The 26,304-nt window shown below is 64.1% G+C and carries 22 protein-coding genes and 1 pseudogene; 9 read left to right on the forward strand and 14 right to left on the reverse strand.

Annotated features, from left to right (window positions below):
* The first annotated feature begins 18 nt into the window (after positions 1 to 18).
* Entirely contained in the window at positions 19 to 1,563 is a 1,545-nt protein-coding gene (locus tag RC54_RS23825) for an ATP-binding protein (RefSeq protein ID WP_244216411.1), read from the forward strand.
* Positions 1,560 to 2,303 carry a response regulator gene (locus RC54_RS23830; protein WP_058897272.1) on the forward strand — a complete coding sequence of 248 codons (744 nt, stop codon included), beginning with the start codon at positions 1,560 to 1,562 and terminating at the stop codon, positions 2,301 to 2,303. The genes RC54_RS23825 and RC54_RS23830 overlap by 4 nt, the downstream gene beginning before the upstream one ends.
* Before the next feature lie 120 nt (positions 2,304 to 2,423).
* Here the strand turns inward: RC54_RS23830 and RC54_RS23835 are convergent, their stop codons facing one another.
* The 4 genes from RC54_RS23835 to RC54_RS23850 form a co-directional block, all read right to left on the reverse strand.
* Positions 2,424 to 3,974 (reverse strand): methyl-accepting chemotaxis protein, encoded by a 1,551-nt coding sequence (locus tag RC54_RS23835; protein WP_061788558.1) that lies wholly within the window; start codon positions 3,972 to 3,974, stop codon positions 2,424 to 2,426.
* Between the two features lie 174 nt (positions 3,975 to 4,148).
* A complete protein-coding gene (locus tag RC54_RS23840; protein WP_373281430.1) occupies positions 4,149 to 5,606 on the reverse strand; it encodes an efflux transporter outer membrane subunit in 1,458 nt (485 codons plus the stop codon).
* Between the two features lie 44 nt (positions 5,607 to 5,650).
* Entirely contained in the window at positions 5,651 to 6,859 is a 1,209-nt protein-coding gene (locus tag RC54_RS23845) for an efflux RND transporter periplasmic adaptor subunit (RefSeq protein ID WP_061788560.1), read from the reverse strand.
* Positions 6,860 to 6,862: 3 nt separating this feature from the next.
* Positions 6,863 to 10,039, reverse strand: coding sequence for an efflux RND transporter permease subunit (locus tag RC54_RS23850; protein ID WP_061788561.1), 3,177 nt, complete (start codon positions 10,037 to 10,039; stop codon positions 6,863 to 6,865).
* A gap of 390 nt (positions 10,040 to 10,429) precedes the next feature.
* Here RC54_RS23850 and RC54_RS23855 point away from each other — a divergent pair.
* A pseudogene (locus RC54_RS23855) lies at positions 10,430 to 11,300 on the forward strand (oxygenase MpaB family protein).
* Between the two features lie 6 nt (positions 11,301 to 11,306).
* Here the strand turns inward: RC54_RS23855 and RC54_RS23860 are convergent.
* The 5 genes from RC54_RS23860 to RC54_RS23880 form a co-directional block, all read right to left on the reverse strand.
* Positions 11,307 to 12,206, reverse strand: coding sequence for a hypothetical protein (locus tag RC54_RS23860; protein ID WP_058897278.1), 900 nt, complete (start codon positions 12,204 to 12,206; stop codon positions 11,307 to 11,309).
* Positions 12,203 to 13,132 (reverse strand): glycosyltransferase family protein, encoded by a 930-nt coding sequence (locus RC54_RS23865; RefSeq protein WP_058897279.1) that lies wholly within the window; start codon positions 13,130 to 13,132, stop codon positions 12,203 to 12,205. Before RC54_RS23865 ends, RC54_RS23860 begins: the two co-directional genes overlap by 4 nt.
* Positions 13,133 to 13,200: 68 nt before the next feature.
* The gene (locus RC54_RS23870) at positions 13,201 to 13,572 is read right to left on the reverse strand and encodes a c-type cytochrome (RefSeq protein ID WP_058897280.1); all 372 of its coding nucleotides are present in this window, start codon (positions 13,570 to 13,572) and stop codon (positions 13,201 to 13,203) included.
* An 11-nt stretch (positions 13,573 to 13,583) separates the two neighbouring features.
* Positions 13,584 to 14,408, reverse strand: coding sequence for a DUF2145 domain-containing protein (locus RC54_RS23875; protein ID WP_061788562.1), 825 nt, complete (start codon positions 14,406 to 14,408; stop codon positions 13,584 to 13,586).
* 21 nt (positions 14,409 to 14,429) lie between these two features.
* Positions 14,430 to 14,843 (reverse strand): hypothetical protein, encoded by a 414-nt coding sequence (locus RC54_RS23880; protein ID WP_061788563.1) that lies wholly within the window; start codon positions 14,841 to 14,843, stop codon positions 14,430 to 14,432.
* A gap of 183 nt (positions 14,844 to 15,026) precedes the next feature.
* On the opposite strand from RC54_RS23880, the gene RC54_RS23885 reads away from it, so the two are divergent.
* Positions 15,027 to 15,770, forward strand: coding sequence for a helix-turn-helix domain-containing protein (locus RC54_RS23885; protein WP_058897283.1), 744 nt, complete (start codon positions 15,027 to 15,029; stop codon positions 15,768 to 15,770).
* Positions 15,771 to 15,774: 4 nt separating this feature from the next.
* Here RC54_RS23885 and RC54_RS23890 read toward each other — a convergent pair whose 3' ends face one another.
* From RC54_RS23890 to RC54_RS23900, 3 genes are all read right to left on the reverse strand, one after another.
* On the reverse strand, positions 15,775 to 17,001 hold the full coding sequence (locus tag RC54_RS23890; RefSeq protein WP_061788564.1) for an MFS transporter: 1,227 nt from the start codon (positions 16,999 to 17,001) through the stop codon (positions 15,775 to 15,777).
* Positions 16,998 to 17,345 carry a DMT family protein gene (locus RC54_RS23895; protein WP_017450048.1) on the reverse strand — a complete coding sequence of 116 codons (348 nt, stop codon included), beginning with the start codon at positions 17,343 to 17,345 and terminating at the stop codon, positions 16,998 to 17,000. The genes RC54_RS23890 and RC54_RS23895 overlap by 4 nt, the downstream gene beginning before the upstream one ends.
* A gap of 91 nt (positions 17,346 to 17,436) precedes the next feature.
* Positions 17,437 to 18,171, reverse strand: coding sequence for a hypothetical protein (locus RC54_RS23900; protein WP_058897285.1), 735 nt, complete (start codon positions 18,169 to 18,171; stop codon positions 17,437 to 17,439).
* Positions 18,172 to 18,403: 232 nt separating this feature from the next.
* Here RC54_RS23900 and RC54_RS23905 point away from each other — a divergent pair, with 232 nt between their 5' ends.
* The 4 genes from RC54_RS23905 to RC54_RS23920 all read left to right on the forward strand — a co-directional run bounded on the left by RC54_RS23905 (position 18,404) and on the right by RC54_RS23920 (position 21,866).
* Positions 18,404 to 18,736 carry a DMT family transporter gene (locus RC54_RS23905; protein WP_017450050.1) on the forward strand — a complete coding sequence of 111 codons (333 nt, stop codon included), beginning with the start codon at positions 18,404 to 18,406 and terminating at the stop codon, positions 18,734 to 18,736.
* Between the two features lie 133 nt (positions 18,737 to 18,869).
* Positions 18,870 to 19,679: an SDR family NAD(P)-dependent oxidoreductase gene (locus RC54_RS23910; protein WP_061788565.1), complete on the forward strand. Its 810-nt coding sequence runs from the start codon at positions 18,870 to 18,872 to the stop codon at positions 19,677 to 19,679.
* A 111-nt stretch (positions 19,680 to 19,790) separates the two neighbouring features.
* A complete protein-coding gene (locus RC54_RS23915; protein WP_058897287.1) occupies positions 19,791 to 20,549 on the forward strand; it encodes an SDR family oxidoreductase in 759 nt (252 codons plus the stop codon).
* Between the two features lie 81 nt (positions 20,550 to 20,630).
* On the forward strand, positions 20,631 to 21,866 hold the full coding sequence (locus tag RC54_RS23920; RefSeq protein ID WP_058897288.1) for an MFS transporter: 1,236 nt from the start codon (positions 20,631 to 20,633) through the stop codon (positions 21,864 to 21,866).
* Here RC54_RS23920 and RC54_RS23925 read toward each other — a convergent pair.
* Both RC54_RS23925 and RC54_RS23930 read right to left on the reverse strand, forming a co-directional pair.
* Positions 21,863 to 23,206, reverse strand: coding sequence for a sigma-54-dependent transcriptional regulator (locus RC54_RS23925; protein WP_058897289.1), 1,344 nt, complete (start codon positions 23,204 to 23,206; stop codon positions 21,863 to 21,865). The genes RC54_RS23920 and RC54_RS23925 overlap by 4 nt on opposite strands.
* The gene (locus RC54_RS23930) at positions 23,191 to 24,591 is read right to left on the reverse strand and encodes a sensor histidine kinase (RefSeq protein ID WP_058897290.1); all 1,401 of its coding nucleotides are present in this window, start codon (positions 24,589 to 24,591) and stop codon (positions 23,191 to 23,193) included. The genes RC54_RS23925 and RC54_RS23930 overlap by 16 nt, the downstream gene beginning before the upstream one ends.
* A gap of 198 nt (positions 24,592 to 24,789) precedes the next feature.
* Between RC54_RS23930 and RC54_RS23935 the strand changes: the two genes are divergently transcribed.
* On the forward strand, positions 24,790 to 26,265 hold the full coding sequence (locus RC54_RS23935) for a sensor domain-containing diguanylate cyclase (protein WP_174526043.1): 1,476 nt from the start codon (positions 24,790 to 24,792) through the stop codon (positions 26,263 to 26,265).
* Positions 26,266 to 26,304 lie beyond the last annotated feature (39 nt).

Raw genomic sequence — 26,304 nt, forward strand, 5'->3', positions numbered from 1 at the left:
GTATGTCAGGGCTGCAACATGCGCGACCAGTCCGGCATGATGTGCGCCACCTCCAGCCGGCTTCTTGTTAAGCTCTGGCCTGATCCTACCGCTGCCACTTGCACCACCATGTCCATCGCCCACTCCATCACGGAGCTGTCTGACCGCTTCTTCTATCGTGCCAACATTCGCTTGAAGCTCTTCTATGCGATGCTGGCGCTGATCGTGGCGGTCATCGCCGCCATCAACGGTGCCGGACATTACATCTTCAATCGCGACTTCCTGGGCTACCTTAACGAACAGGCCCAGCAGCGCATGGAAGACATGGTGCCACGCCTGGAACAGGCCTATCGCGAGCATGGCAGCTGGGACTTCATTCGTGGCAATCCGCGCCTCTGGTTCGAGCTGATGAGACCGGCCATCGTCGAACACATCGGCGTGACCTCCAGACCGGTGCCGCCCATGACGGCCTCCGACCTGACCGGCGCGACCCTGCGCTTCTCCCTGCTGGACGCCCGCCGGCAGTTCGTGATCGGCTATCCCAACCTCGGCCCCGACGCACGCCTGCGGCCCCTGCTGCAAGATGACGTGATCGTCGGCTGGGTGGCGCAGACACCCTTTGAAAGCGTGATCGGCGCCGTCGACCTGCGCTTCCAGCAGAGCCAGTTCCTGGCCCAGCTCATCATCGCGCTGGTGGCCGTGATGCTGGCGGCGTTCCTGGTAGTGCGCATCTCGGGCGTACTGACCCGCCCGCTGACCCGCGTGGCGCGCGCCACGCACCGCTTGGCCGGGGGCGATTACGCAATCCGGGTGGAGGTGGAGTCGGGCGATGAAGTGGGTATGCTGGCGCAAGACTTCAACCAGCTCGCCATGACCCTGGAGCGCAATGAGAAGCTGCGGCGTGAATTCATGGCCGATGTCTCCCATGAATTGCGCACGCCCCTGGGCATCCTCAACGGCCAGTTGGAAGCGCTGGAAGATGGCGTGCTACAACCCGATGCACAAACGCTGCGCTCGCTCAAGAGCGAGGTGGAGCATCTCAACAAGCTGGTAGGCGACCTCTACGATCTTTCCCTGGCCGATGCCGGTGCCCTCACCTATCGCCACGCCGATATCGACCTGACCCCTCTGCTGCAGGACAGCGCGGCGACCTACGCCGAACGCTTCAACCAGCGCGGTATGAGCTTGACCACTGCCCTGCCCGCGGCCATGCTGGTACATGCTGATGGCGCGCGGTTGCAGCAGCTGTTCAACAATCTCTTCGAAAACAGCCTGCGCTATACCGATACCGGTGGCCGCCTGCAGGTACATGCACAACTGCAGCAGCAGCAATGGCACCTGTTCTTCGATGACAGCGAACCGGGCGTGCCTCCTGAGGTGATGGCACGTCTGTTCGAGCGCTTCTTCCGGGTCGAAACCTCGCGTAACCGCGCCAGCGGCGGCGCCGGACTGGGCCTGGCAATCTGCCGCCGCATCATTGATGCACACCAGGGAACCATCGGCGCCAGCGATTCGCCCCTGGGCGGCCTGCGCGTGTCGGTGATCTTGCCGGCGCGGCTGGATGGCGAGGGAGATGCGACATGAACGGGACCCCGGAGGCTTTCCAGTTCGCTCCACCGGCCAGGGCCGATATCCTCATCGTGGAAGATGAACCCAAGCTGGCCGAGCTGCTGCAAAAATACCTGGCACTGGCCGGCTATACCGCGCGCCATGTGGCGCGCGGCGATGCGGCGCTGGAAGCGGTACGCACGCAGCGGCCGGACCTGATCCTGCTCGATATCATGCTACCGGGCATGGATGGCTGGGAAATCTGCCGCCAACTGCGCAGCTTCTCAGACGTCCCGGTACTGATGCTGACCGCGCGCGCCGAAGAAGAAGACCGCTTACGCGGGCTGGAGCTGGGGGCCGACGACTATATCGGCAAGACCCCCTTTTCGCCGCGCGAGATCGTGGCCCGGGTCAAGTCCATGCTTCGCCGCAATGCGCTGGTACAGCGTGCTGTACAAACGCAGCAGCCACGGCGCACGGATTGGCCGCTGCATATCGATGAGGCAAGCCACCAGGCCAGCGTGCGCGGCGAGCCGCTGAACCTGACGCCGCTGGAACTGCGCCTGCTCAAGACTTTTGCCGCCGCGCCAGGCCAGGTCTTCTCGCGCGATCAATTGCTCAATCATCTGCACGATGACGACCGCTTCGTCACCGACCGCGTCGTCGATACCCACATCAAGAACCTGCGGCGCAAGCTGGAACCGTTCTTCCCCGGTCACAACGCGATCCAGGCGGTGTATGGCGTGGGTTACAGCTTTGCGTTGCCGCCGGCATGAAACGGCAAGCCCATGCGCGAGCTTGCCGATGATCGTGCGGCCATCAATGTCGTGCGGAGAAACGATGGCCCCATCCCAGTGCTGCAAGTAGGACTTCATATCGCCCAGTCACTCCCGAGTTCAGCGCTCGATCTTGAACACGCTGACCACCTGCGACAACCGTGCCGCCTGGTCCTGCAGTGATTGTGCGGCGGCGGCGGCCTCTTCCACCAGGGCCGCATTCTGCTGCGTGACCTCATCCATCTGGGTCACGGCGCGATTGATTTCCTCGATGCCGGTGCTCTGTTCGCTGCTGGCCGCGCTGATCTCGGCCACCACGCCGGTGACGCGCCTGACGCTGGAAACCACATCACTCATGGTGGTACCGGCACGCTCGACCAGTTGGCTGCCGGCACCAACCTTTTCCACCGAATCGTCGATCAACTGCTTGATCTCCTTGGCCGCCGCGGCCGAGCGCTGCGCCAGCGAACGCACTTCGGACGCCACCACTGCGAAACCGCGTCCCTGCTCCCCGGCGCGTGCCGCTTCCACAGCGGCGTTCAGGGCCAGGATGTTGGTCTGGAAGGCGATACCATCAATCACCGTAATGATGTCGGCAATACGGCTGGAGCTCTCGGTAATGCCCTCCATGGTCTGCACCACCTGGCTGACCACCTCTCCGCCCTGGCTGGCAATGTCCGAAGCGGAGGCCGCCAACTGGTTGGCCTGGCGTGCATTGTCGGCGTTCTGCTTGACGGTGGCAGTCAATTCTTCCATCGCCGAGGCGGTTTCTTCCAGCGACCCGGCCTGTTGCTCGGTACGGGAAGAAAGGTCGAGGTTGCCGCTGGCGATTTCCTGGGATGCGGTGCTGATCGCATCAGTGCCGTAGCGCACCTCGCTGACGATCTTGTGCAGGCTGTCATTCATGGTGCGCAGGGAATGCATCAGCATTCCGGTTTCATCCTTGCTGGCCGTATTGATTTGCACCGTCAGGTCACCCTGCGCCACCCGCTCGGCCACGCTGACGGCTTCGTTCAGGGGGCGCGAGACGGCGCGCGCCACGGCCGCAGCCAGACCGAAGGCAATCACCACGATGGTTGCCAGCAGGCCGATGATCCAGGTCCGCGCGGCATTGAAGACATCGTTGGCGGTCTGGTCTGAACGGGCGCTGCCGGCGTCGTTGATCTTGATGATCTCATCCATGCTTTCCAACATGCTGCGGAAGGTCTTGTTGGAGTCGCCCTTGAAGAGGGCGCGGGCTTCTTCTTCCTTGCCGGCGCCAGAGATCTCGGCCAGCTTCTTGTCGAGCTCCAGGTAGCTGGCAAAGCTCTTGGAGAACTTGTCGTAGGCGAGCTTTTCTTCCGCTTCCGAAATCAGCGCCTCGTAGGCGGCGCGCTGATTGGTCAGGATGTCCAGGCGGGACTTGATGGCCTTGATGGCATCCTCGCGTTCGGCTGGCGTCACGGCCGTAATCATCTGCAACTCCGAGATGCGCATCCGCGGCAGCGAGGCCTGGATGGATTGGGCGGCCTTAATGGTCGGCAACCAGTTACTGGCCATGTCGGTGGAGGCCTGGTTCACGACTTTCAACTCAATGATGGCAAACACCCCCAGGGCCACCGTGAGTACGATGACGGCAGCAAACGAGAGGATGAGCTTCTTGGCAATCTTCAGATTATTGAACCAGTTCATGTCTGCCTCGTTGTTTGACTGTGATGGATGCCATGGCCGATTCTATGGCAGGTCAGGATGAGGCCATATCGCTGATTACACGGGGGTTTACGCGGCAATTACCGACCATGCCCAACGTAACTGACAATGCCGTCAGAAAGCCCACCCAACAGGCAGGAAATTGGCCGGCCTTGGTCAGTCATTCCTTTGGGGCGATAAACTTGTCTGCACAGAAACAGCGGGTGCAACGAACAGCGCGCCTGTCTCTTGCTGCGAGCGCCGTTCCTGCCAGTCTCCGCCCAAGGCCTTGATCAGGAACACCGACACCAGCAGGCGCTGCCCCATCAATTGGGCGGACTGGCGCTCACTGTTGAGCAGGGCCTGTTGCGCCGTGATCACGTCCAGATAGGGCGTCACGCCGCCCTCGTAGCGGCTGTTGGCGATGTCCAGCACCCGGCGCGCGCTGGCAATGGCCGATTGCGATTGACTATAGGCGCGGTCCAGCGCTGCAATGCCGGTGATGCCATCTTCCACTTCCTGCATGGCGGTCAGCACGGTGCGACGATAGGTGGCCACGGTGGCGTCATAGCCGGCCTTGCTGAAATCCACCCCGGCACGCAGGCGACCGGCATCGAACAGACTTTGCGAGGCCGATACCCCGAGCGACCACAGCACGCTGGGTGCATTGAAGAGCGCGCCCCAATTGCGGCTATCCACGCCATACCCAGGTTGCAGCATGAAGCTCGGATAGAAGGCCGCGCTGGCCACGCCGATCTGGGCATTGGCAGCAGCCATGGCGCGTTCGGCCGAGGCGATGTCAGGGCGGCGCTCCAGCACGTCCGAAGGCACCCCCAGCGGGATGGCCGGCAGTGCGATGGGCGCCAGCGAGGGCGCAATCGTGAAGCCCGGTGCCGGAGTGCCGGTGAGGGTGGCGATGGCATGTTCGTACTGGGCACGTTGGCGACCGAGGATGTCGACCTGGGTCAACGTGTTATCCAGAAGCGCCTGTTGCTGGGCCACATCCAGGCCCGAGGTGGCACCCAGGTCATGGCGTGAGGTGGCCAGTTCCAGTGCCTTGCGTTGCAGCGCGATGGCGCGTTGGACCACATCCAGCTCGATATCGAGCTCGCGCAGATTGAAGTAGTTGCTGGCCAGTTCAGCCGTCAACAACAGGCGGGTGTTTTCCAGGTCGGCGGCCGATTGCTGGGCCGAGGCGCTGGCCGCTTCCACCGAGCGCCGCACGCGTCCGAAGAAATCCAGCTCGTAACTGACATTCAAGCCCAGCGCGAAATCGTTTTGTACGGTGGAGAAGTTAGGCGAATTGTAGTTGGTCAGCGGACGATTGGCCGAGATGCGGGCACGGGCAGCGCGAGTGTTGATACCGACCTGCGGCGACTGCGCGGCGCCTACCACCTCCAGTTGCGCACGTGCCTGCGCTAACCGGGCGCTGGCAATGGCCAGGGTCTGATTGCCGGCCAGGGCTTGCTGTTGCAAGGCATTCAGTCGGGCATCGTGGAAGCGCTCCCACCAGGGACCGCGCGGGCTGGCGTCCTGCGGTTGCATGACGCGCCAGGGGGCTTCCGGGGTCCAGGCGACGGGTAGCTCGACGGCGGGCTTGACGTAGTCGGGGCCGCTGGCACAGCCCGCCAACATCAGTGCGGTGAGCACCGTCGATGCCGCAAGCAGGGAACGCAGCCTCACGATGCAGCCTTTTGCTTTTGTTCCGGCTGCTCCAGGGTCGGCTCGACCTGGTCGCCTTCGGCCAGTGAATCGGAGGGATTGAGGATCAGTTTTTCGTTACCGTTCAAGCCTTCCAGCACTTCCACGGTCAGGCCGAAGTTGCGCCCCAGCCTTACCTTCTTCAGACGCACCCGGTTATGCTCATCAACGGCCGCCACCAGCGAGCCATCGCGTCGGAACATGAGGGTATCGGCAGCGACCAGCAGCGTGCCGCTGGGTTTCAGGGGCAGCGCCACCTGCACGAAGGCGCCGGGCAAGAGAGCATTGTCGGCGTTGGAGAGCGTCACCTCGACCTGCATCGAACGCGTGACCGGATCGATGGAGCCCGCAGTACGCGCCACCTTGCCCTCGAACTTGCGACCACGCAGTTCGGCCTGGGTCACCGTCACCTGCTGACCGGGCTTGACCAGGTTGGCATAGGACTGCGGTACGTTCACATAGACCCGCAGCGGATCGGTCTGCGACAGCACGAACAGCGAGCGCCCGGCACCTGGATCGATCAAATCACCCACGTCCACGTTGCGGCGCGTGATGATGCCCGAGAACGGAGCGACGATGCGCTTGAAGCCCTCCACCTGACGCAGCCGCTCGACGTTGGCATCAGCCGCGGCCAGGTTGGAACTGGCCTGGGCGAAGGCACTGCGGCGTTCATCGAGTTCCTGCTGCGAGACCGCGTCCTTCTTGCGCAGCGCCTCCCAGCGCGCCATCGAACTGCGCGCCAGTTCCATGCTGGAAGCGGCCTGCTGGCGCGTAGCCAACGCTTGCGACAATTGCTGGTCGATTTCAGGCGTATCCAGTTCGGCCAGCAGATCGCCCTTCTTGACCTCGGCGCCGATATCCTTATACCAGCGCTTGAGGTAGCCACCGGAGCGCGCCGAGATCGGCGATTGCACGAAGCCCTGCAAGGTACCAGGCAAGGCCAGCGTCTGGCCATCGGCACTGCTGCGCGCGGGCGCCACGCGCACGAATACCTTGGCACGTTCGGCGGTACCCGCTTCCAGCGCGCGGGCATTGGCCACGCGGTTGATGACGGTGCGCGCGGCTCCGGCGGCCAGCAGCACCAGCACCAGCACCAGCCGGGCACGCCGCATCATCTGCTGGCGTTGTTGCGGCTCGCCCTCGGCCAGAGGGTGGATGCCGAGTTCGGAATGACGGTCATGCGACATGATTCAAGACTCCTGATGCGCGGGCCCGGCCGCACGCGCGCGACGCTGCTCGGCGCGGCGGGCCAGTCTCTGATGCACGCCGGCAAACACCACCGGCACGAAAAACAAGGTCGATACGGTAGCCAGCAACAAGCCACCGATCACGGCACGCCCCAGCGGCGCATTCTGTTCAGCCCCTTCCCCCAGACCCAGCGCCATGGGAATCATGCCGATGATCATGGCCAGTGCCGTCATCAACACCGGACGGATACGGGTGGAACCGGCTTCCAGGGCGGCGGCCAGCGGGGTGGCCCCATCTTCCCGGCGCTGCCGCGCGAAGGCGACGATGAGGATACTGTTGGCGGTGGCCACGCCCATGGTCATGATGGCCCCGGTCAGGGCCGGGACCGACAGCGTGGTACCGGTGATGAAGAGCATCCAGGCGATCCCGGCCAGTGCTGCCGGCAGCGCAGCGATGATGATGGCTGCATCGATCCAGGACTGGAAGTTGACCACCACCAGCAGGTAGACCAGCACGATGGCCATGGCCAGCCCCACGCCCAGGCCGATAAAGGACGACTGCATGGTTTCCACCTGGCCGCGGATGACCACCTGGCTGCCGCGCGCGAGTTTGGGCTTGATCTGTTCCACCAACTCGCTCACCTTGCCGGCCACGCTGGCCAGGTCGGTACCCTGCACGCTGACGTAGACATCGATAGCCGGCGAGATGTTGTAGCGCGAGGCCACGGCCATCTGACGTCCTGCGTGCACATCGACCAGATTGCCCAGCAGCTGCGGCGGTGTGGCGGCATTGGCACCTGCACCTACTGGGATATTGAGCAGCGCATCGAGCGAATCGACCTGGTATTGCGGCGACTGCACCGCGATGCTGTAGACCACGCCGTTATTGGGATTGAGCCAGAAGGCCGGCTGCGTCTGCGAACTGCCGGACAGCGCAATCAACAGGTTCTGGCCGACGTTGGAAGCGGATAGACCGAACTGCTGCAGGCGCGTGCGATCCATGCGCAGGTCCAGCGATGGCCCGTCCAGACGCTGGTGGACGTGGGCATCGACGGCACCGGGAATCTGCCGGATCTGCTTGGTCAACTCGGCCGCCAGACGTGCGTTGGCTTCCATGTTGGCGCCGGTGAATTGCACGTCGATGGCGGCAGGCAAACCGAAGTTGAGGATCTGCGTGACGATGTCGGCCGGTTGGAAGAAGAACTCTATGCCAGGAAAGCGACGTGGCAATTGCTCGCGCAGCATGGCCACCAGTTCTTCGCTGGGGCGATGGCCCGGTTTCAAGGCCATCAGGATCTCGCCATCGAGGGTGCCGATGGTGCCGGCATTGCTATAGGAGAGGTTGATGCCGGAGTTGGGCACGCCCAGGTTGTCGAGGATGGTCTCCAGTTCGGAGGCCGGGATGAGGCTGCGGATGACGCGCTCGACCTCATCGGCCGCGCGTGCGGTTTCCTCGATGCGGGTACCGGTGGGCATCCGCATGTGCAGCCGGATCTGGCCGCCATCGACATTGGGGAAGAAATCTCGCCCGAGGAAAGGATAGAGCAGGCAGGACAACAGGCAGAAACCGAGGAAGCTCAATGCGAAGCGGCGCCGGTGCGCCAGCAGTGAAGACAGCACCAGCGTATAGCCATGGCGCACGCGTTCGAAGCGACTGTCGAAGGCGCGGTACAGGCGTTGCAGCAGGCTCTGTTTGGCGTGATCGACCTGGCCGTGACTGCCCATCAACAGCATCACCAGCGTGCGTGAGAGGAGATAGGACGCCGCCATGGCGAACACCACCGCCTCGGCCAGCGGCACGAACAAAAAGCGCGCCACGCCCGAGAGGAAGAACATCGGCACGAACACGATGCAGATACAGAGCGTGGCCACGAAGGCTGGCACGCCGATCTCGCCGGCGCCGACGATGATGGCCTCATGCAGGGGCTTGCCCAGGTGCAGGTGGCGTTCGATGTTTTCGATGGTGACGATGGCCTGGTCCACCAGGATACCCACCGACAGCGCCAGACCGCCCAGGGTCATCAGGTTGAGGGTCTCGCCCAGTGCCGCCAGCATCAGGATGGCGGCCATGATGGACAGCGGAATGGTCAGCCCGATGATGAGCGTGCTGCGCCAGTTGCCCAGGAACAGCAAGACCATGGCCGCCGTCAGACCAGCGGCAATGAGTGCCTCGCTGATGACCCCGGTCACGGCTGCCTTGACGAACAGCGACTGATCGAACAGCGGCGTGATCTTGAGGTCTTCCGGCAAGGTCTGGGCCGCGGCAGGCAAGAGCTTGCGCAGGTTGTCGACGATGTCCAGGGTGGAGGCGCCACCGTTCTTGAGGATCGACAGCAGCACCCCGCGCGCGCCATCCTGGCGCACCACGTTGGTCTGCGGCGAGAAACCGTCGCGCACGTTGGCCACGTCCTTCAGATAGATGGTGGCGCCATTGGTGGTGCGCACCGGCAGTTCGTTCAGTCCTGCCACGGCTTCGGGCGAACCGTTGATCTTCACCGAATATTCGGTCCCCCCGAACTTGGCCGTGCCCGAGGGCAGGATCAGGTTCTGCGTATTGATGGCATTGACCACGTCGATGGGCGCCAGTCCACGCGCCTGCAAGGCCTGAGTATCGAGGTCCACCGAGATCAGGCGGCTCTTGCCGCCATAGGGATAGGGCACGGCCACGCCGGGAATGGTCACCAGTTGCGGGCGCAGCGTCTGCACGGCGTTATCGAAGACGGCCTGTTCCGGCAAGGTGGGGGAAGACAGCGCCAGTTGCATCACCGGGATACTGGAGGCGGAATACTTGATCACCAGTGGCGGCGTGATCCCTGGGGGCAGCTGGCGCAATTGCGATTGCACCGAAGCCACCACCTGGGCGATGGCGGTCTGGATGTTGGCCTTGGGCTGGAAGAACACCTTGATCACCGCGACCCCGGCCAGCGACTGCGACTCGATGTGCTCGATATCGCTGACCACGGTGGTGAGTCCCCGCTCGTTTTGCGCAGCGATGCGCTGCCCCATCTCCTGGGCCGACAGACCGTTGTAGTTCCAGATGATGGAGACCACCGGGATATTGATCTCGGGGAAGATGTCGGTGGCCATGTTCTTCAGCGTCAATGGCGTAGCCAGCACGATGAGCAAGGCCATCACGATGAAGGTGTACGGGCGGCGCAAGGCCAGCGCGACCATGTTCATGAACTGCTATCCCTGTGAAGCGGGCAGGTCGGAAGGCCGCGTTGGCAGCCGGCCCATTACCGCAACCGGCGCTCCATGCGGCCAGCGTCATCCTGTCCCGTGGTGCTTGTGCGTCTTGCGCGGCCTGGCGTGTTTCCCCGGTTGCCCGGCCACGTTCCCTTAAATTGCGATGCTGGCGGGCCCGGTGTTGTTGGGCCGTTCGGCGTGGGCTATTGTAGCGGCCTGGCAGCCGGTGTGTAGAAGGCTTTTCGCCAATCTGCTTTCTGACAGAAATGTCAGCGGAGGACTTCTCACCGGCTGCAAGCCCATCTGGAAAAAGTCCACATACCCATGCATTGCCCTAGGCAAGCCTTATGGCACACTGCCTTTCCCCGTCCTTGTGCGTACATCATGGAATTTCTGCGCCAACGTATCGAAGCCAACGTCCTGGCCATCAGCCGCGGTCCCGGCAGTGCCGACTTCCTGCAACCGCCCGGCGACCCCGGCCTGTTCGGCCCGGACTCGGCGGCCTGGCAGGTGCATAGCGATTTCACCGCCATGCTCACCGGTGGCGTGGCTGCACTGCTGTTGCAGATGCTGCATCCGCTGCCGCTGGCCGGGGTGTGGGATCACTCCAACTTCCAGGCCGACATGCTGGGCCGCCTGCGCCGCACCGCCCAGTTCATCGCCGGCACCACTTTCGGTAGCCGCGCCGATGCCGAGCGCCTCATTGCGCGCGTCAAGCAGATCCATCTCGGCGTCACGGGGGTGGCACCCGATGGCCGGCCCTAGCGACCCCGAACTGCTGACCTGGGTCCATGTGGCGGAAGTACAGTGCTTCCTGCAGGGCTATCTGCGCTATCGCAATCCCAGCTTTCCGGCGGCGCGCCAGGATCAGTACTTCGCCGAAATCGCCCGCATCGCCGAAGCACTGGGCGCACGCGACGTGCCGCGTTCACGCACGCAGATCGCCGACTATCTCGAGGCCATGCGAGCGCAACTGCAGTGCGACGAGCGCACCCGCCAGACCTTGCAACTGGTATTGAATGCGCCCGCCCCGAACGCGGTGGCGCAACCGTGGACACGCCTGATGATGCGCGGTGGCGTGGACCTGCTGCCACCCTGGGCGCAGGAAATGCTGGGCGTCACTCCGCGCCCGGCCTGGCGCCGCGCACTGTTGCAGCGCTCGGTGCTGCTGGCGGCGCAACCGGTGCGCTGGGCCATGCGCAACGGTTCCATTCATTTGGCGCGGCGACGCATGGGCTTGCCGCCGCAACCCTGAAGTGGTTCAGGAAAACAAACCCAGGCTATCGTCGGTGGCAATGGCCACGGCACCGGCTGCGGCGGCTACCGGTGCCATGTCATTGGCGGCATTGCCGCGCTCCTGCTGGGCCGCGCTCTTACCTTCCGGGCCAGAGGTGTCGCCACTGCTGTCCTTGCCGTTATCCCAGTCCCCGCTGGCCCCGCCGCCATCGAACTGGCCCTGGAAGGCGTCAGGATCGTGATTACGCTGCCCCAGATCGCGCCACAGGCTGCTGCCCTGGCTGGAAGTGGTGAAGCTGAACAGAGCGGCATGGTCGTCATCGTCCTGGCGTTGCGTGCGCCGCGCAGTCTGCGGCTGCAGCGGCGGCAATTGCGCCAGCAAGGTGCGCAACTGCTGCCAGCTTTGCTGATCCAGATCGGTGCCATTGCGTAGCGATTGCCGGATCAGGTGCATCATCGCACCCAGGGCGCGCGAGGCGTCGAACAAGGCGCGACGCTCACCGTCCAGGCGATCCAGTTCGTCGCGCATGGCAGCGAGCTGGCCGAAGCGCTGGCGGTCGATATACCGGGTCAGACGCACGCGCATCAGGGTGAGCGCCTCTCGATAGGGGCGGCCGGCGAACCAGGCCATCCAGCCGAACCAGATGAAGCGGCGCTGGTGCTGCGCAAAGCTGGCGCGAATGATCTCATCCACGAAATCGGGAACGCTGTCGATCAGGCGCTTGAGAGTGGTCGGCGAAATGGCCGGCAACAATTGCCGCTCCACCAGATGGATACGATAACGGCGCCGGCGCAGGTCGGCATCGGCGATGGCGCGGCGTACCTGGCCCAGGCGCGGACCCAGCAGGCTGTCGGCCCGCTCCAGGATAGGCAATGCCGCGCGCAATTCGGCGCGCAGCGCATCAGTCAGTGGTGAAGATGTCATGCGGCCAGCTCCACGCCGTCTTCCTGGCGACTCGAAAAGTAACGTGCGAAATAATCACGCAAACCCGGCTTGTCCATGCCGGGAGCCCACTCCAATGGCTGGCCGGGGCGCAAGTCCAGGTCGGTCCAGGGGTCGTAGCCAAGCTCGGTGATGTCATGCATCCGCAGGAAGTAACGCCGGTTGACCGCATCGCCATGCCACAGGTGACGGATATGCCCGGGAACCACGCCCAGTCGCCCGTCGACCTCGGCGTGGAAGCGTTCGCTCCACTCGCGCAGGTGGGCAATCTGACGCGGCTCATGCTTGAGCGCATTGCGGATGCAGAAATTGCAGTCGTTGAAGATGGCATGGGCCATGAAGTGATCGGCACTGCCCGAGATCGCGCCTTCATAAAGACCGACCCGATCGAAGATTTCGCGATGCATGGCCCAGCCATAGCCGGTGTGGCCGTGCAGATCGTAGCGACCGGCATTGAGGGTGGAGGGATCGCTGGCCATCACGCTGGCGAAGGAGCGACACAGGTCGGGTGTGGGTCCGGCGTGACCGTGGCGATCCAGCCGGGTGCAGGTGTCGAAGACCTGCACGATGCGATGTCGCCCCAGCGCCTGCACCAGGTCGGCGGCCCAGCGCGGGTTGTCGAAGAGGATGTCGCAATCAAGCCAGGCCACGTAACGGCAGCGCGCGGGCAACCAGGACGCCCCCAGGTTGAGCAACCGTTCCTTTTGCCATAGCAGGGTGGCGGCGCGAACCTGGATCACGTCCAGGCTGGGAGGCAAGTCGAAGGGCGCATCGCCGAAAGCGCATTCGACCGTCAGGCAAGCCACACCGGCCGAGCGCATCCCCTGCATGAACAGGTCGTAATTGCGGCGCCGGCTGGCATAGCCGACCGGATTGAAATAGGTGGTGATGACGAACAGTTCGGACATGGCGCGGTACTCTTGTTGTCGTTATCGCTTGCTCGAAGGTGGCAAGGTCCCGCGCTTTGTGACTGTGCCTATGGGTTGAAAGTTCGCAGGTAAGCCAGGATGTCGTCGATCTGCTGGTCGCTGCCAATGCCCCAGAAGCGCATCTTGTTGCCGGGCACGACATCGCTGGGCGCCTTGAGGAAGGCGCGCAGCTTGTCCTCGGTCCAGACGAAGCCGGCGCTGGCCATCGCTGGCGAATACTTGAAGTCGGTGGTGGAGCCGGCCTTGCGCCCGATCACGTTGGTCAGTTGCGGGCCAAAGCCGCCCCGCGCCGAGGGACCGACTGCGTGGCAACTGGCGCATTTGGCGAAGGCGGCGCGACCACTGACGGGGTCGCCCGCGGCATGGGTGGTCAAGGGAGCAAAGGCAACGACAAAAGCCAGCAACAGAATCGGGCGCATGGAAATTCCGGTCAATCAGCAGCGGCGGGCAGGTCCACTGCCTGGATCACGAAATTACTGGATTCGAGCCCCGCTTGCTGCAAAAAGGCCAACACCGAATCCGCCGTGGTGGTCTGAATTCTATCGCTGAAGCGCAAGGCAGTGGGATGATCGTCAAAGGCGATGTTGGCCTTGAACATGCGCCCACCCAGGCGCGTGAGCGGTCCCAGGTGCAAGGTATCGGGCAGGTAACCCTTGAGCCTGAGCCAGGCCTGAGCCTGTTCGCGGCTTTCTATCTGCGGCTCCAGCGCGTGCGCCAGGGTTTCGTTGACCCACTGGTTGGATTGCTGGTAACGGGTGGCCCAGGGATAGGCCAGCATGTTGTAGTGCGGCTCGTGCAGGTGGGTGACCTGGGCACCACGGATGGCCAGGCGCAACTTGGCCTGCATCTCCGGCGGTGGCACGCTGACGTAGGCTTCCAACAGGAAGGGGCGGTCCATGAAGAACTGTCCCATGCCCTGCTCGTAGATATTGCTCAGTGCGGTACCACAGTCGTTGAGCTTGTGGACCACGTACCATTGCTGATCGTCGCGATAGGCAAAAGCCAGATGCGAATAGCGCTGCCGGTAGGTGCTCAGATCCTGACCAACGCGGGCGATGATGACCACCTCGGCACCACTGGCATTGAGTCGTTCGACGGTTCTGGCAGCCATTTCCAGTTGCGCACGCACGGCAGTGGCCTCGGGGATGGTCTGTTCGCAGGCTTGGCCGGCATAGGCAGTCATCGGCAGGATGAAGATGAGGCTCAGGGCCAGGCTGGCCAGCAGGCGCTGGATGCAAGATCGACGCAATGACATGACAATCTCCCGGTGAACGGATCAGGACAGCTTCACGTTCTTCAGCAATGCCTCGCCGAGGGCGTTGGGGATGATCGCCAGTACCTTGCCGGCAGCCACCAACAGCGTGCCCGATGTCGTGGTCACGAAGCTCACCGACTCCCCCACACCGATCGAGGCCGCACCGCTGACATTGGTCCCCACCGTGACCGAACCGCGCACGCCCTCGCCCAGCTTTTCCAGCACATAGACCGTGCCATCGGCGGAGGCTTCCACGCCCTTGACGACGTAACGTCCGGTTTGCGAAATGAAGAGCGCCGGCAAGCCCACCGAGATCACCACCGAGACAGTAGAGGGACTGAACCGGATGATCGACTGGGCAGGCGCCGGTCCTGCCAGCAAGGCACTGACCAGGGCCAGAAATAGGGAAAGACGGGGCAACAGCGGGTGCTTCATGATCGACTCCTGGGATGATGGGCATCTGGCCCGCCACCATGGCAAACCAGCCAGGCGCACTGTAGCCACGCGCAACGGCGTTGTTGAGTGCTGTATCGAAAAGTGCGCTTCCTGTGACATTTGGTATCGAAATACAATACCCTGCCGAGCTCATCAACCTGTCCAAAAAAAATGGAGACTGCCATGGCCCAGACTGACGCGCTGGTCACTGCATTGAAGAATGTACTCAAGGCGCGCGGCATCACCTACGCGCAATTGGCCAAGGGATTGGCCCTGAGCGAAGCCAGCGTCAAACGCGTCTTCGCCGAACGCAGCTTCACGCTGGAGCGGCTGGACCAGATCTGTACCCTGCTGGGTATGGAGATCAGCGACCTGGCACGCATGGTGGTGGCCGAGCATCCCATCCCCTCGCGCCTGACGGCGGAGCAGGAAGCCAGGCTGGTCGCTGATCCTCGCTTGCTGCTGGTGGCGGTACACGCATTACAGCAATGGACGCTGGAAGAAATGATCAACACCTTTGCGCTGACCAAGGCCGAATGTATCCGACTGCTGGCGCGGCTGGACAAACTGGGCATCCTTGACCTGCTACCCAACAACCGCATCCGTGTAAGGGTGGCGCCCGATTTCAGCTGGCTGCCGGGTGGTCCGATCCAGCAATACTTCCGCGCCCAGTTGCGCAATGATTTCTTCAACTCGCACTTCGACCAGGCAGGCGAAAAGATGATCATGGTCAGCGGCACCCTCAGCGAAAGCAGCAACGCCACCTTGCAACGGGCAATGAACCGCCTGTGCTCCGACTTCCTGGCGGCCCATCACCAGGACCTGGCACTGCCGCTGGATCGGCGCCATGGCGCATCGATGATCGTGGCACTGCGGCCTTGGACGCCACGTGAATTCCAGAAACTGCTACGCTCGCCACCCGACTGAGGAACTACCTGCCGGTGACGGGCAAGACCGCAGCGCCATGATCGCGCCGCTCGGCCAGCCATCCCCACACCAGCAGCGCCATCAATGCAATACCGGTCAGTACGGTAAAAGCCGCGCCATAGCCATAGTGCTTGGCCACCACCCCCGCTAGCGCCGGGCTCATGGCCGCACCGATGGACTGGATGGTGGTCACCGCACCCAGGCCGATGTTGATGTGGCCGCTGCCCTGCAGGATGCGTGCCACCGAACCCGGCAGCGCCACGCCCAGCAAACCGGCGCCCACGCCATCCAGTACCTGCACCGGCAGCAGCGCCCAGGGTGAATCCCACACCCCGGCCACCATGCCGCGCACCGGCAGCGCCAACAGCGCAATGGTGATCGGCAGCCAGTAACCGTTGCGCTCGGCAAAGCGCCCCGCCATGAGCGCCGTGGGGATCATCACCAGTTGCGCCACGATCACGGTCAGCGCGGTATAGAGCGCCGGATCGGCGCTGCCACGGGCAACCACCGACTGGCTCAACAGCGGCAACATCGCGGCGTTCCCGAGGTGGAACAGCATCATCGCCAGCGCCAGCAGCAGCAAGGGTCGCGAGCCCGCCAGCACGCGCCAGGTGGAGACCTGCGGGGCATCGGCTGCGCGCTGTGGATCGAGGCCGCGTGCAACGTCGTGGTCGATGTCATCGGGACGGATGCGCGCCAGGCACAGCAACGAAGCCACGGCCATCACCGCCATCAGCACGAACACCGCTGGCAAGCCCCAGTAATAGCCGATCGCGCCGGCCAGGGCGGCCGAGCAGACGTTGCCGGCATGATTCCAGGCTTCGTTGCGCCCCAGTTGCGCCGGCAATCCCTGCTGGCCGACGATGCCCAGCGTCAGGCCGGCAATGGCCGGGCCGATCACGGCACCGACGATGCCGGTGCCCACTTGCGAGAGGGCCGTGATGGTGAAGCTGGGCGAGACCAGCAACAGCAGCGAGCCACCCACCACCAGCACCGAACCCAGGCCGACCACCAGGCGCTTGGCGCGCACGGCATCGGTCAAGGCCCCGGCCGGGGTGGTGGCCAACATGCCGGCGATACCACCCAGCGTCATCACGTAGCCGATGTCGTCGGCGGCCCAGCCGTGGCCCATCAGGAACACGCCCAGGAAAGGGCCCAGCCCGTCGCGCACATCGGCCAGGAAGAAGTTCAGCCTGGAGAGCCAGGCGATGGAGCGGGCCTTGGGGTTCATCCTATGGGCCCCTTGAAGATGAAGAACGCGCCCAGGCAGATGCAGCCAAAGCCGATCAGGTGGTTGATGGTGAATTGTTCACCCAGGTACAGCACCGAGAAGATCGAGAACACCACCAGCGTGATGACTTCCTGCATGGTCTTGAGTTCGGCGGCGTTGTAGACGGTGTGACCGATACGGTTGGCCGGCACGGCGAAACAGTATTCGGCCAGGGCGATCATCCAGCTCACCAGGATGACCAGGTACAACGGCCGGTTCTCGAACTTGAGGTGGCCGTACCAGGCGAAGGTCATGAAGACATTGGAGATGACCAGGAAAACGATGGGAAGGACTTTAGGCGACATGGTTCTTATTCTTTAAAGTAAAAAGTGGAAGGAATGAGACGAGCCGGCCGCAAGCCGATTCGTCTCCACCGCGAGCTACTGCCAGGATCGATCAGCGCACCCGGCTGTACAAGGGTTGCAGGCTATCCGCACTGGCGCCTACATCGATGGCTTCGATGGCGGTGCCATAGCTGTTGCGGGTACCCAAGCCATTGGCAGCAAACGGCGCGCCAGGTTCCAGCGGCGTGCGGATGCTGTCGGGAGCGAAGCGCACGATGCTGCCGTCATCGAGGATGACGCCATTGGCTTCGCCACGCGGGCCGGTCAAGACCATGGCGATCTTGCCGCGCACCGAGATCTGGCGCAACTGCGCCGCGCGCAGGTGCGGCGGCAGCGGCGGGTTGGCGTCGAAGGCAGGCGGACGGTCGATCACGGTCTGGCCATTGGCCAGGTTGACGATGGCATCGGCCTTGATGACGCCAGCCGCCTCGGCCTGGCCGAACACGCGCACCGACTGGCCCGGCTTGACCGCATTCTGCAGCGTCTGCGACAGGTGCGGCGGGAACTTGATCACGGTGCGCTCGCCCACCACCAGGCCATCGACTTCGCCATAGGGATTGATCAGGAAGCGGCTCACGCGGCCTTCAGTAACCGGGGCCTGGGCCGTCAGCGCGGCTTCATAGGTGGCCGGCGGCGGGGGCGGAGCGACGGCGGGGCCAACGCCCGGCGCCGGACCTGCCACAGGTGCGGGGGGCAAGGGCTGGGCCTGGGCCGACCACAGCGCGCCCAACAGGACCAGCGCCGAGGCCGCCGACAGGTAACGGGGGAGGAAGGTGGAACGGTTCATGGCAACTCCTTTGAGGTGAGAGGGGTACTCCTTCTTTTGCAAACCCCGTGCCTGCCACGAAATCCTTTAAAATCAATGACTTGCAAATTCTCAGGAAATGCAGGTGTCCGTTCCCGTGACACCTTCCCGTCCGCTGGCGGACACTGTCCACGCCGCACGCAAGCGCCTGTGAAGGCTGTGGACATCTTCCAGCGCCCCCTTCATCTTGATTTATCCACAGGAGTATTTCCCCATGTCCGCCTACCTGACCCTGTCAGTGGCCATCGTCGCTGAAGTGATCGCCACCACCGCCCTGAAGTCCTCGCAGGGCTTCACGCGCCTGTTGCCCGCGCTGATCGTGGTGCTGGGTTATGGCGTCTCGTTCTACTGCCTCTCGCTGACCCTGCGCACCATGCCCACCAGCGTGGCCTATGCGATCTGGTCAGGGGTGGGCATCGTGCTGGTCACCCTGGCCGCCTGGCTGATCCACCAGCAGCGCCTGGACTGGCCGGCAGTGGCCGGGATCGCCCTGATCGTGGCGGGGGTGATGGTGATCAATGTCTTCTCCAGCAGCGCCGGGCACTAACAGCCCCCTCTGGAAACGGTCCATGACCGTTTCTGGACAGGATGTCCTAAAACATGACCATCTACGTCATTCATGATATCCGCCCTCGCCATAAGATGCTCTCCATCGCAACCGACAACCGAAGGAGAACATCATGAACCAGACCACCACCACCCAACGCGGCACCGCCCTCATCACCGGTGCCTCCTCCGGCATCGGCGCCGTCTACGCCGACCGCCTGGCACGCCAGGGCTATGACCTGATCCTGGTGGCGCGCAACCGCGAACGCCTCAACGCCCTGGCCGAGCGCATCAGCAATGACACCCGCCGTACCGTCGAAGTGCTGTCGGCCGACCTCGGCAATGCGCAGTCGCTGGCCCAGGTGGAAGACAAGCTGCGCAGCGACGCCAGCATCACGCTGCTGGTCAACAATGCCGGCATCGGCACCCATACCCCGCTGCTGCAAAGCGATGTCGAGCACATGACCGACATGATCGCCCTCAACGTCACCGCACCGACCCGCCTGACCTATGCCGCCGTGCCGGGTTTCGTGGCACGCGGCCGGGGTGCGATCATCAATATCTCTTCCATCGTCGGCGTGGCGCCGGAAATCCTCAACGGCGTCTATGGCGGCAGCAAGGCCTTCGTGCTGGCCTTCTCGCAGTCGCTGCACCATGAACTGGCCGACCAAGGTGTGCAGGTGCAGGCCGTTCTGCCGGGCGCCACCGCCACCGATTTCTGGGCCATCGGCGGATTGCCGCTGGAACATCTGGACCCGGCCATCGTGATGCCGGCCGAGCAGATGGTCGATGCCGCCCTGGTCGGGTTCGAGCGCGGCGAGCTGGTCACCATCCCCTCGTTGCACGACGAAGATGCCTGGATCCGCTTCGACAGCGCCCGCCAGAGCCTGTCCACCCAGCTCTCGGCCAATGTGCCGGCAACGCGCTACGCCGTGACGCACTGATCCCCCCCCGGTTCGTCGCCTTTTTCACCCCAAGTGAATTTTTCTGCAAAGGCCTCCCAGCGGGCGGTCTTTTGCGAGCCCCTACCAACTGACATCGTGAAGGAAAACACCATGAAGCTGACCGACAACACCCTCTTCATCACCGGCGGCACCTCCGGCATTGGCCGCGCCCTGGCCGAAGCCTTCCATAAACTGGGCAACCAGGTCATCATCGGCGGCCGCCGCAAGGCGCTGCTCGATGAAGTGACTGCCGCCAATCCCGGCATGGATGCCATCGAATTCGACGTCTCCAGCCTGGCCAGCATCGATGCCGCGGCCGCCACCCTCAAGGCGCGCTACCCCAAGCTCAACGTGCTCATCAACAATGCCGGCATCATGCCCTTCGACGACGCCGGCAGCACCATCGATGACCAGGTCAGCCGCAACATCCTCGACACCAACCTGTTGGGGCCGATCCGCCTCACTTCGGCCCTGATCGAACTGCTCAAGGCCCAGCCCAGCGCCACCATCATCCACAACACCTCGGTGCTGGCCTATGTGCCGCTGGCGGTCACGGCGGTCTATTCGGCCAGCAAGGCGGCGCTGCATTCGTATGCCATGTCGCAACGCTTCATGCTGCGCCATACCCATGTGCGGGTGCAGGAAATCGCCCCGCCCTGGGTCGATACCGACCTGGTCAAGAAGAGCGGCGACCCGCGCGCCATGCCGCTGGAGGCCTTCATCGCCGAGACCATGAGCAAGCTGGCCAGCGACGATGAGGAAATCATCGTGGAGGCCATCAAGCCGCTGCGCGACAACCCCGGCGCCAAGGAACACGCGCTGGTCAATGGCTTCAACGAGGCGCTGGTCGCCAACCCCATCCCGGTCTGATCGAGACTGCTCCTCCAACACGACCGGCCCTGGCAGAAATCCTTTTCTGGCTCTCTTGCCCACGGGCCGGTCACCTCGCTGATGCTCGAACCCACCATGAATACCTCTCCTAGCACTCCCACCTCCTCCACGCCGCAGGCACAGGCGCATCAGGGCTCGCTGCTGACCGCCGGTTTCCTGGCCCTGGGCAGCTTTGCCATCGGTACCGAGGGGTTCATGATTGCGCCCTTGCTGCCCAGGATGGCGGCCGATTTCGGCATGAGCGTCTCGGCCGTGGCCAGCCTGGTGATCGTCTTTACCCTGGTGCTGGCGCTCAGTTCGCCCATCACCACGGTGCTCTCGGCGCGCATCAACCGACGCAACCTGCTCATCGGCGCCATGGGTATCTTCACCCTGGCCAATCTGCTGGCGGCACACTCGACCGGCTTTGCCAGCCTGCTGAGCTCACGCCTGCTGATGGCGGTGGCCGCCGGTCTCTACACCCCCAACGCCAATGCCCTGGCCGGTGCCATCGTCAAACCCGAGCAGCGCGGACGGGCGCTGGCCATCGTCAGCGGCGGCATGACCATCGCCATCGCGCTGGGCTTGCCGCTGGGTTCGGTGGTGGGTCATGCCTTCGGCTGGCGCGCCACCTTCCTGGCCGTGGCGGTGATGGGCGCGGTGGCCGTGGCCGGCATCTGGCTGGGCGTGGATCGCCGCGCGGGTGGGCAGTTGCACGTGGCCGGCCTGCGCGAGCGGCTGGGCGTGATCGGTCAGTCGCAAATCCGACGCTTGCTGGCCGTGACCCTGTTCTGGTCGGTCGGCGCCTATGCGGCCTATCCTTACATCGCCCCTTACCTGTCGCGCACCCTGGCCTTCGGCGAGGCCGGCATCGGCATGACGGTCAGCCTGTGGGGCGCTGCCGCTGCGGTGGGGGTGACCCTCGGCGGTACCCTCAATGACCGCTTCGGCTCGCGCCGGGTGGTACGCGCAGCGCTGCTGCTGTTGATGCTGGCATTCTGGGCGCTGGCTGCGGCCACCTTGCTGGGGCCAGCGCAGGCGCTGGTACCGGTACTGGCGGCAGTGGCCGTATGGGGCTTTGCGGTGTGGGCCTTCTTCCCGGCGCAGATGGCGCGACTCATCGCCGCCGGTACCCCGGCCCAGGCTTCGGTGGCGCTCTCGCTCAATACCTCGACCATGTACCTGGGATTCTCGCTAGGCAGTGCCGTGGGCGCCGGCATCCTGGGGCTGGGCGTGGTGGGTGGGATTGGCCTGTTCGCGGGATGCTGCGCGATGCTGGGCCTGGTGCTGGATCGCAGTATCGGCCAGGGGAGTTAGGACATACCCTGCTCTTCCAGTTTGCGATAGAGCTGCTGGCGTGAAATCCCCAGCCGGCGCGCGGCTTCGGCACGGTTGCCGTTGGCCGCCGCCAGGGCCCGCTGCAGCATCACCCGCTCGACCTGGGCCACCGCCTGCGCCAGCGAGCCCTCCCAATCGATGGCCACTGCGCTCTCTGGGCTGGCAGGGGCCAACTCGGGCAACTCGATATGCTCCACCTCGATGCAGGCGCCATGACTCATCACTGCCGCCCGCTCCATGGTATTGCGCAATTCGCGCACATTGCCTGGCCAGCTATGCTGCAACAAGCGCCGTGCGGCTGCTGGACTGATGCGCTTGGGGCTGTCGCCACCATGCTGGCGCAGGAAATGTTCGGCAATGGCCAGGATGTCGCCGGGGCGCTCGCGCAGCGGCGGTACCTTGATCGGCAACACCTGCAGGCGATACCAGAGATCTTCGCGGAAGCGTCCCTCGCGGATTTCCTGCGGCAGGTCGCGGTGGGTGGCGGCGATCACGCGCACGTCCACCTTCACGGATTGATTGCCGCCCACGGGCGTGAGCTCACGCTCCTGCAGCACGCGCAGGATCTTGGCCTGGGTCGGCGCGGCCATGTCGCCGATTTCATCCAGGAACAGAGTGCCGCCATCGGCTTCCTGGAAGCGCCCGATGCGGTTGGCGCTGGCGCCGCTGAAGGCGCCTTTGACGTGACCGAACAACTCGCTTTCGATCAGCTCGGCCGGAATCGCCGCGCAATTGACTGCCACGAAGGGACGCTTGGCCCGACTACCGTTACGATGCAGGGCACGCGCCACCAGCTCCTTGCCGGTACCGGTCTCGCCCAGGATCAATACGGTGGCATCACTGGTGGCAGCGCGACCGATCTGCTTGAAGACCTGGCGCATGGCTTCGCTGTCGCCGACCAGTTCATTGCGCTCGCTGCCGGGCGGCGTCTCCTGCGACGCCGGGGGCGCGGACAGCGCCGCGCTCTGGCGCAGGGCGCGCTCCAGGGTTTCTACCAGGGCCGCACGCGGTACCGGCTTGGTCAGGTGATCGAAGGCACCCAGGCGGATGGCTTCGATGGTGTTGTCGCCGCTGGCATAGGCGGTCAGCATGATGCAAGGGATGGGGGCAATGGCCGGGGCGCGTTGCAGGAAGACCAGGCCGTCTTCGTCGGCCATGCGCAGATCGACGATGGCCGCGTCGACCCCATGGGCGGCCAGCAGCTTCAGGCCGGCGGCGGTGCTGCCGGCTTCCAGCACCTCATGACCGAGGTCGCCCACGGTCTCGGCCAGGCTGCCGCGAAAGGCCAGGTCATCATCGACGATCAGGATGCGCGCCATGGCAACTCCATCTCAAAACGGGCCCCGCGCGCAGCGCTGGCCAGGGTGATCTCGCCGCCATGCGCGTGCACGATCTCGCGCACCAACACCAGGCCCAGGCCGGTACCGCCGCTGCGCTGGCTGACGAAGGGATCGAACAGGCTATCACGCAATTCGGCGGGCACGCCCGGACCATCATCGGCCACCCACAGCAGCAGGCGCCCATTGGACTGGCGGCGGGCACCGATCTCGATGCGGCCGCCGGCGCTGCAATGGGCCAGGGCGTTGAGCAAGAGATTGTCGAGGGCGCGCGCCATCTGTACCGGATCCAGCGCACTGGTAGCCAGGCCGCCCGTGAAGCTGGGCAGATCGATGGCCGCCTGCAATTGCACCTGATGTTTCTCGGCCAGCTCGGCATGGGCCTGGCGCCGCTCATCGATCCAGGCCGCTAGATCCAGCACCTGGCGCTGCACCTGGAACGGCTGGGCCAGCGCCAGCAGGCTGGCCACCAGCGCATCGAGCCTTTCGGTCTGGCTCACCACCATTTCCAGCGCGCCGGTCACGCGCGTCTGGCGTACCTGGGGCGGTGCGGCCAGGGCATTCTCGGCCTTCATGCGCATGGCGCCGATGGGATTGCGGATCTCATGGGCCATGCCGGCGGCCACCCGGCCCAGCGTGGCCAAGCGTTCGGACTGCGCCAGTTGCGCGGCCAGGCGCTCGGACTGGCCGCGCCAGCGGGTGAGCGTGGCACCCAGCCAGACGCCACTGATGATGACGAACGCCAGCAGCAGGGCACTGGCGGCCAGCAACTGGTTGAGCACGGCCGCGCTCATCACCGGCACCCGCTTCAAGGTCCAGGCCGCCAGCGGCAGGCCCGACAGCGGCACCGGGCAGGCGGCGAACACTACCGCCTCGCGCAGACCGGGCCGCACATCGGTCACGCTCGCCCCGCTATCGAGCGCACGCTGCGCAGTCGAGACGATACGTTCCATTTCCGCGCCCGGCGGATCGCGCTTGATGCCGCTGCCGTCGTAGGTGGGAAAGGCATAGGCCACCACAGCGCGTTGCGGATGCCAGAAACCGCCCTCCACGCCGGCCTGCTCGCGCAGCGACAGGTCGATCACCGCCTGCATCATCGAGGTACCGGGCAGCCCATCGGCATCCGGCTTGCTGTGCGCCGCCCCGCTGCTGCCCGAGAGCGCATGGGCCAAGCCCGCGCTCATGGTGGCGCAGCTCACAGTCGCCTGGCCGGTGGCCTGGCTGATCTGCGAAGAAGCGCCCTGGCGGCTCAGTTGCAGCAGCAGGAAGGCCAGGATCAGGGCGATGGTGGCGATGAAGGCCCACAGGATGAGCAGGTCGCGCTGGATGGTGTTCTGGGTGTTCAGGAGGCCTCCCGAGGTTGGCATATCTCTTGTTCTTTTAGGAGCGCTCGCATTTAAACACAAAGCGCGCCCTGCGATGAATCATCTGACAGGAAGGCCTGCGCCACGGTTCATCTTTTTGTTGCAAGACAATCACATTGCCGCCGATCAAGATAGAAGCGCCATTTGCTTTATGCGTTAATTGCGCCTGGGGGTATTCCGGGGGGAAAGAAAATCAAGCAGTTGAAGAAATACCTGGTGGTGGTATTGGGCATCGCCATCCTGATGGTCATGGCCATCTGCGCCAGTACGCTTTATCAAAGCTATCGCCAGACCCGCCTGTCGGCGGTGGACAACGCCAGCAACGTCACCCTGATCGCCCAGCGCGCCATTTCGCGCAACATGGAAGTGCTGTCCCTGTCCCTGGACACCCTGGCCTACCGCTACCAGCATCCGCTGAGCTCGCGCCGGCTGGATGAAGCGCAGCGCTACGCCTACCTGTTTGGCGGTGCCGCCAGCGTCAGTCACATCACCGTGATGGCCGTCATCGGCGCCGATGGCGAAGTGCTGGCCAGCTCGCGCCGACGCCCTGGCGAGAGTGCGCCCAATTACAGCAACCGGGCCTATTTCACCGCTCACCGCGATGCCGACAACATCGGCTTGTACGTCTCCAAACCCATCCATGCCAACCTGGGCAACGACATGCAGGTGGTGGTGCTGTCCAAGCGCCTGTTCAACGATGATGGCAGCTTTGCCGGCATCGTGGTGATGGCACTGGACCTGAGCTACTTCCGCGAATTGTTCGAAGGCCTCTCGCTGGGGGCCAATGGCGTGATCTCGCTGTATTCCGATGATGGCGTGGTCTACATGCGGGTGCCCTACAAGGAACATGTAATGGGTCGCGACATTAACGCCAGCGCCAATTTCCAGCGTATCCAGAGCGCCCTGCAGCATGAGGAAGGCAGCTTCTTTGCACGCGCCAACAGTGACGGCGTGGAGCGGCTCTACACCTTCCGCCGCATCCCCAATTCACCGCTGATCGTCTTCGTCGGCTATGCCGAGGAAGCGATCTTCAAGAGCTGGTACAAGACATTGTATGCGGTCATCGTCTCGCTCTTGATCTTCGGCCTGCTGTCAGCCTACCTGCTCTTGCACGTACGCGAGGAACTGCGCCGCCGCGTGACCATCGAAAAGCGCCTGGAAGAACTGGCCTTGACCGATGGCCTGACCGGCCTGCTCAATCGCCGCGCCCTGGACGAAGCCCTGCAAGCCGCCTGGGAGCGTTGCCGGCGCAATCTGCATTCGACCTTTTCGGTACTGTTCATCGATGTGGACTTCTTCAAGTCCTATAACGATACCTATGGCCACAAACTGGGCGACGCCGTGTTGCAGGAAGTGGCCCAGGCCATTTCGGAAAACCTGCCGCGCAATACCGACTGCGCCGGTCGCTATGGCGGCGAGGAATTCGTGGTGCTGCTGGAGCTCACCGATGCCCAGGGCGCCTGCCTGATGGCCCAGCGCCTGTGCGATGCGGTCTACAGTCGCCTGATCGTGCACGCCACCAGCCCGCTGCGGGTGGTCACCATCAGCGTGGGAGTGGCGACCCTGGAGCGCGAGCACCATCGTCGCGTGGAAGACGTACTCAATGCCGCCGATGCCGCCCTGTACCGCGCCAAGCGGGAGGGACGCAATGCAGTGCGGGTCAGTGGCGTGGACTGAGGGCGAGTGATTTTCAGAAGGTAAAAACACCAAGGGCGC

The sequence above is a fragment of the Herbaspirillum rubrisubalbicans genome (assembly GCF_003719195.1).
Classification (GTDB): Bacteria; Pseudomonadota; Gammaproteobacteria; order Burkholderiales; family Burkholderiaceae_D; genus Herbaspirillum; species Herbaspirillum rubrisubalbicans.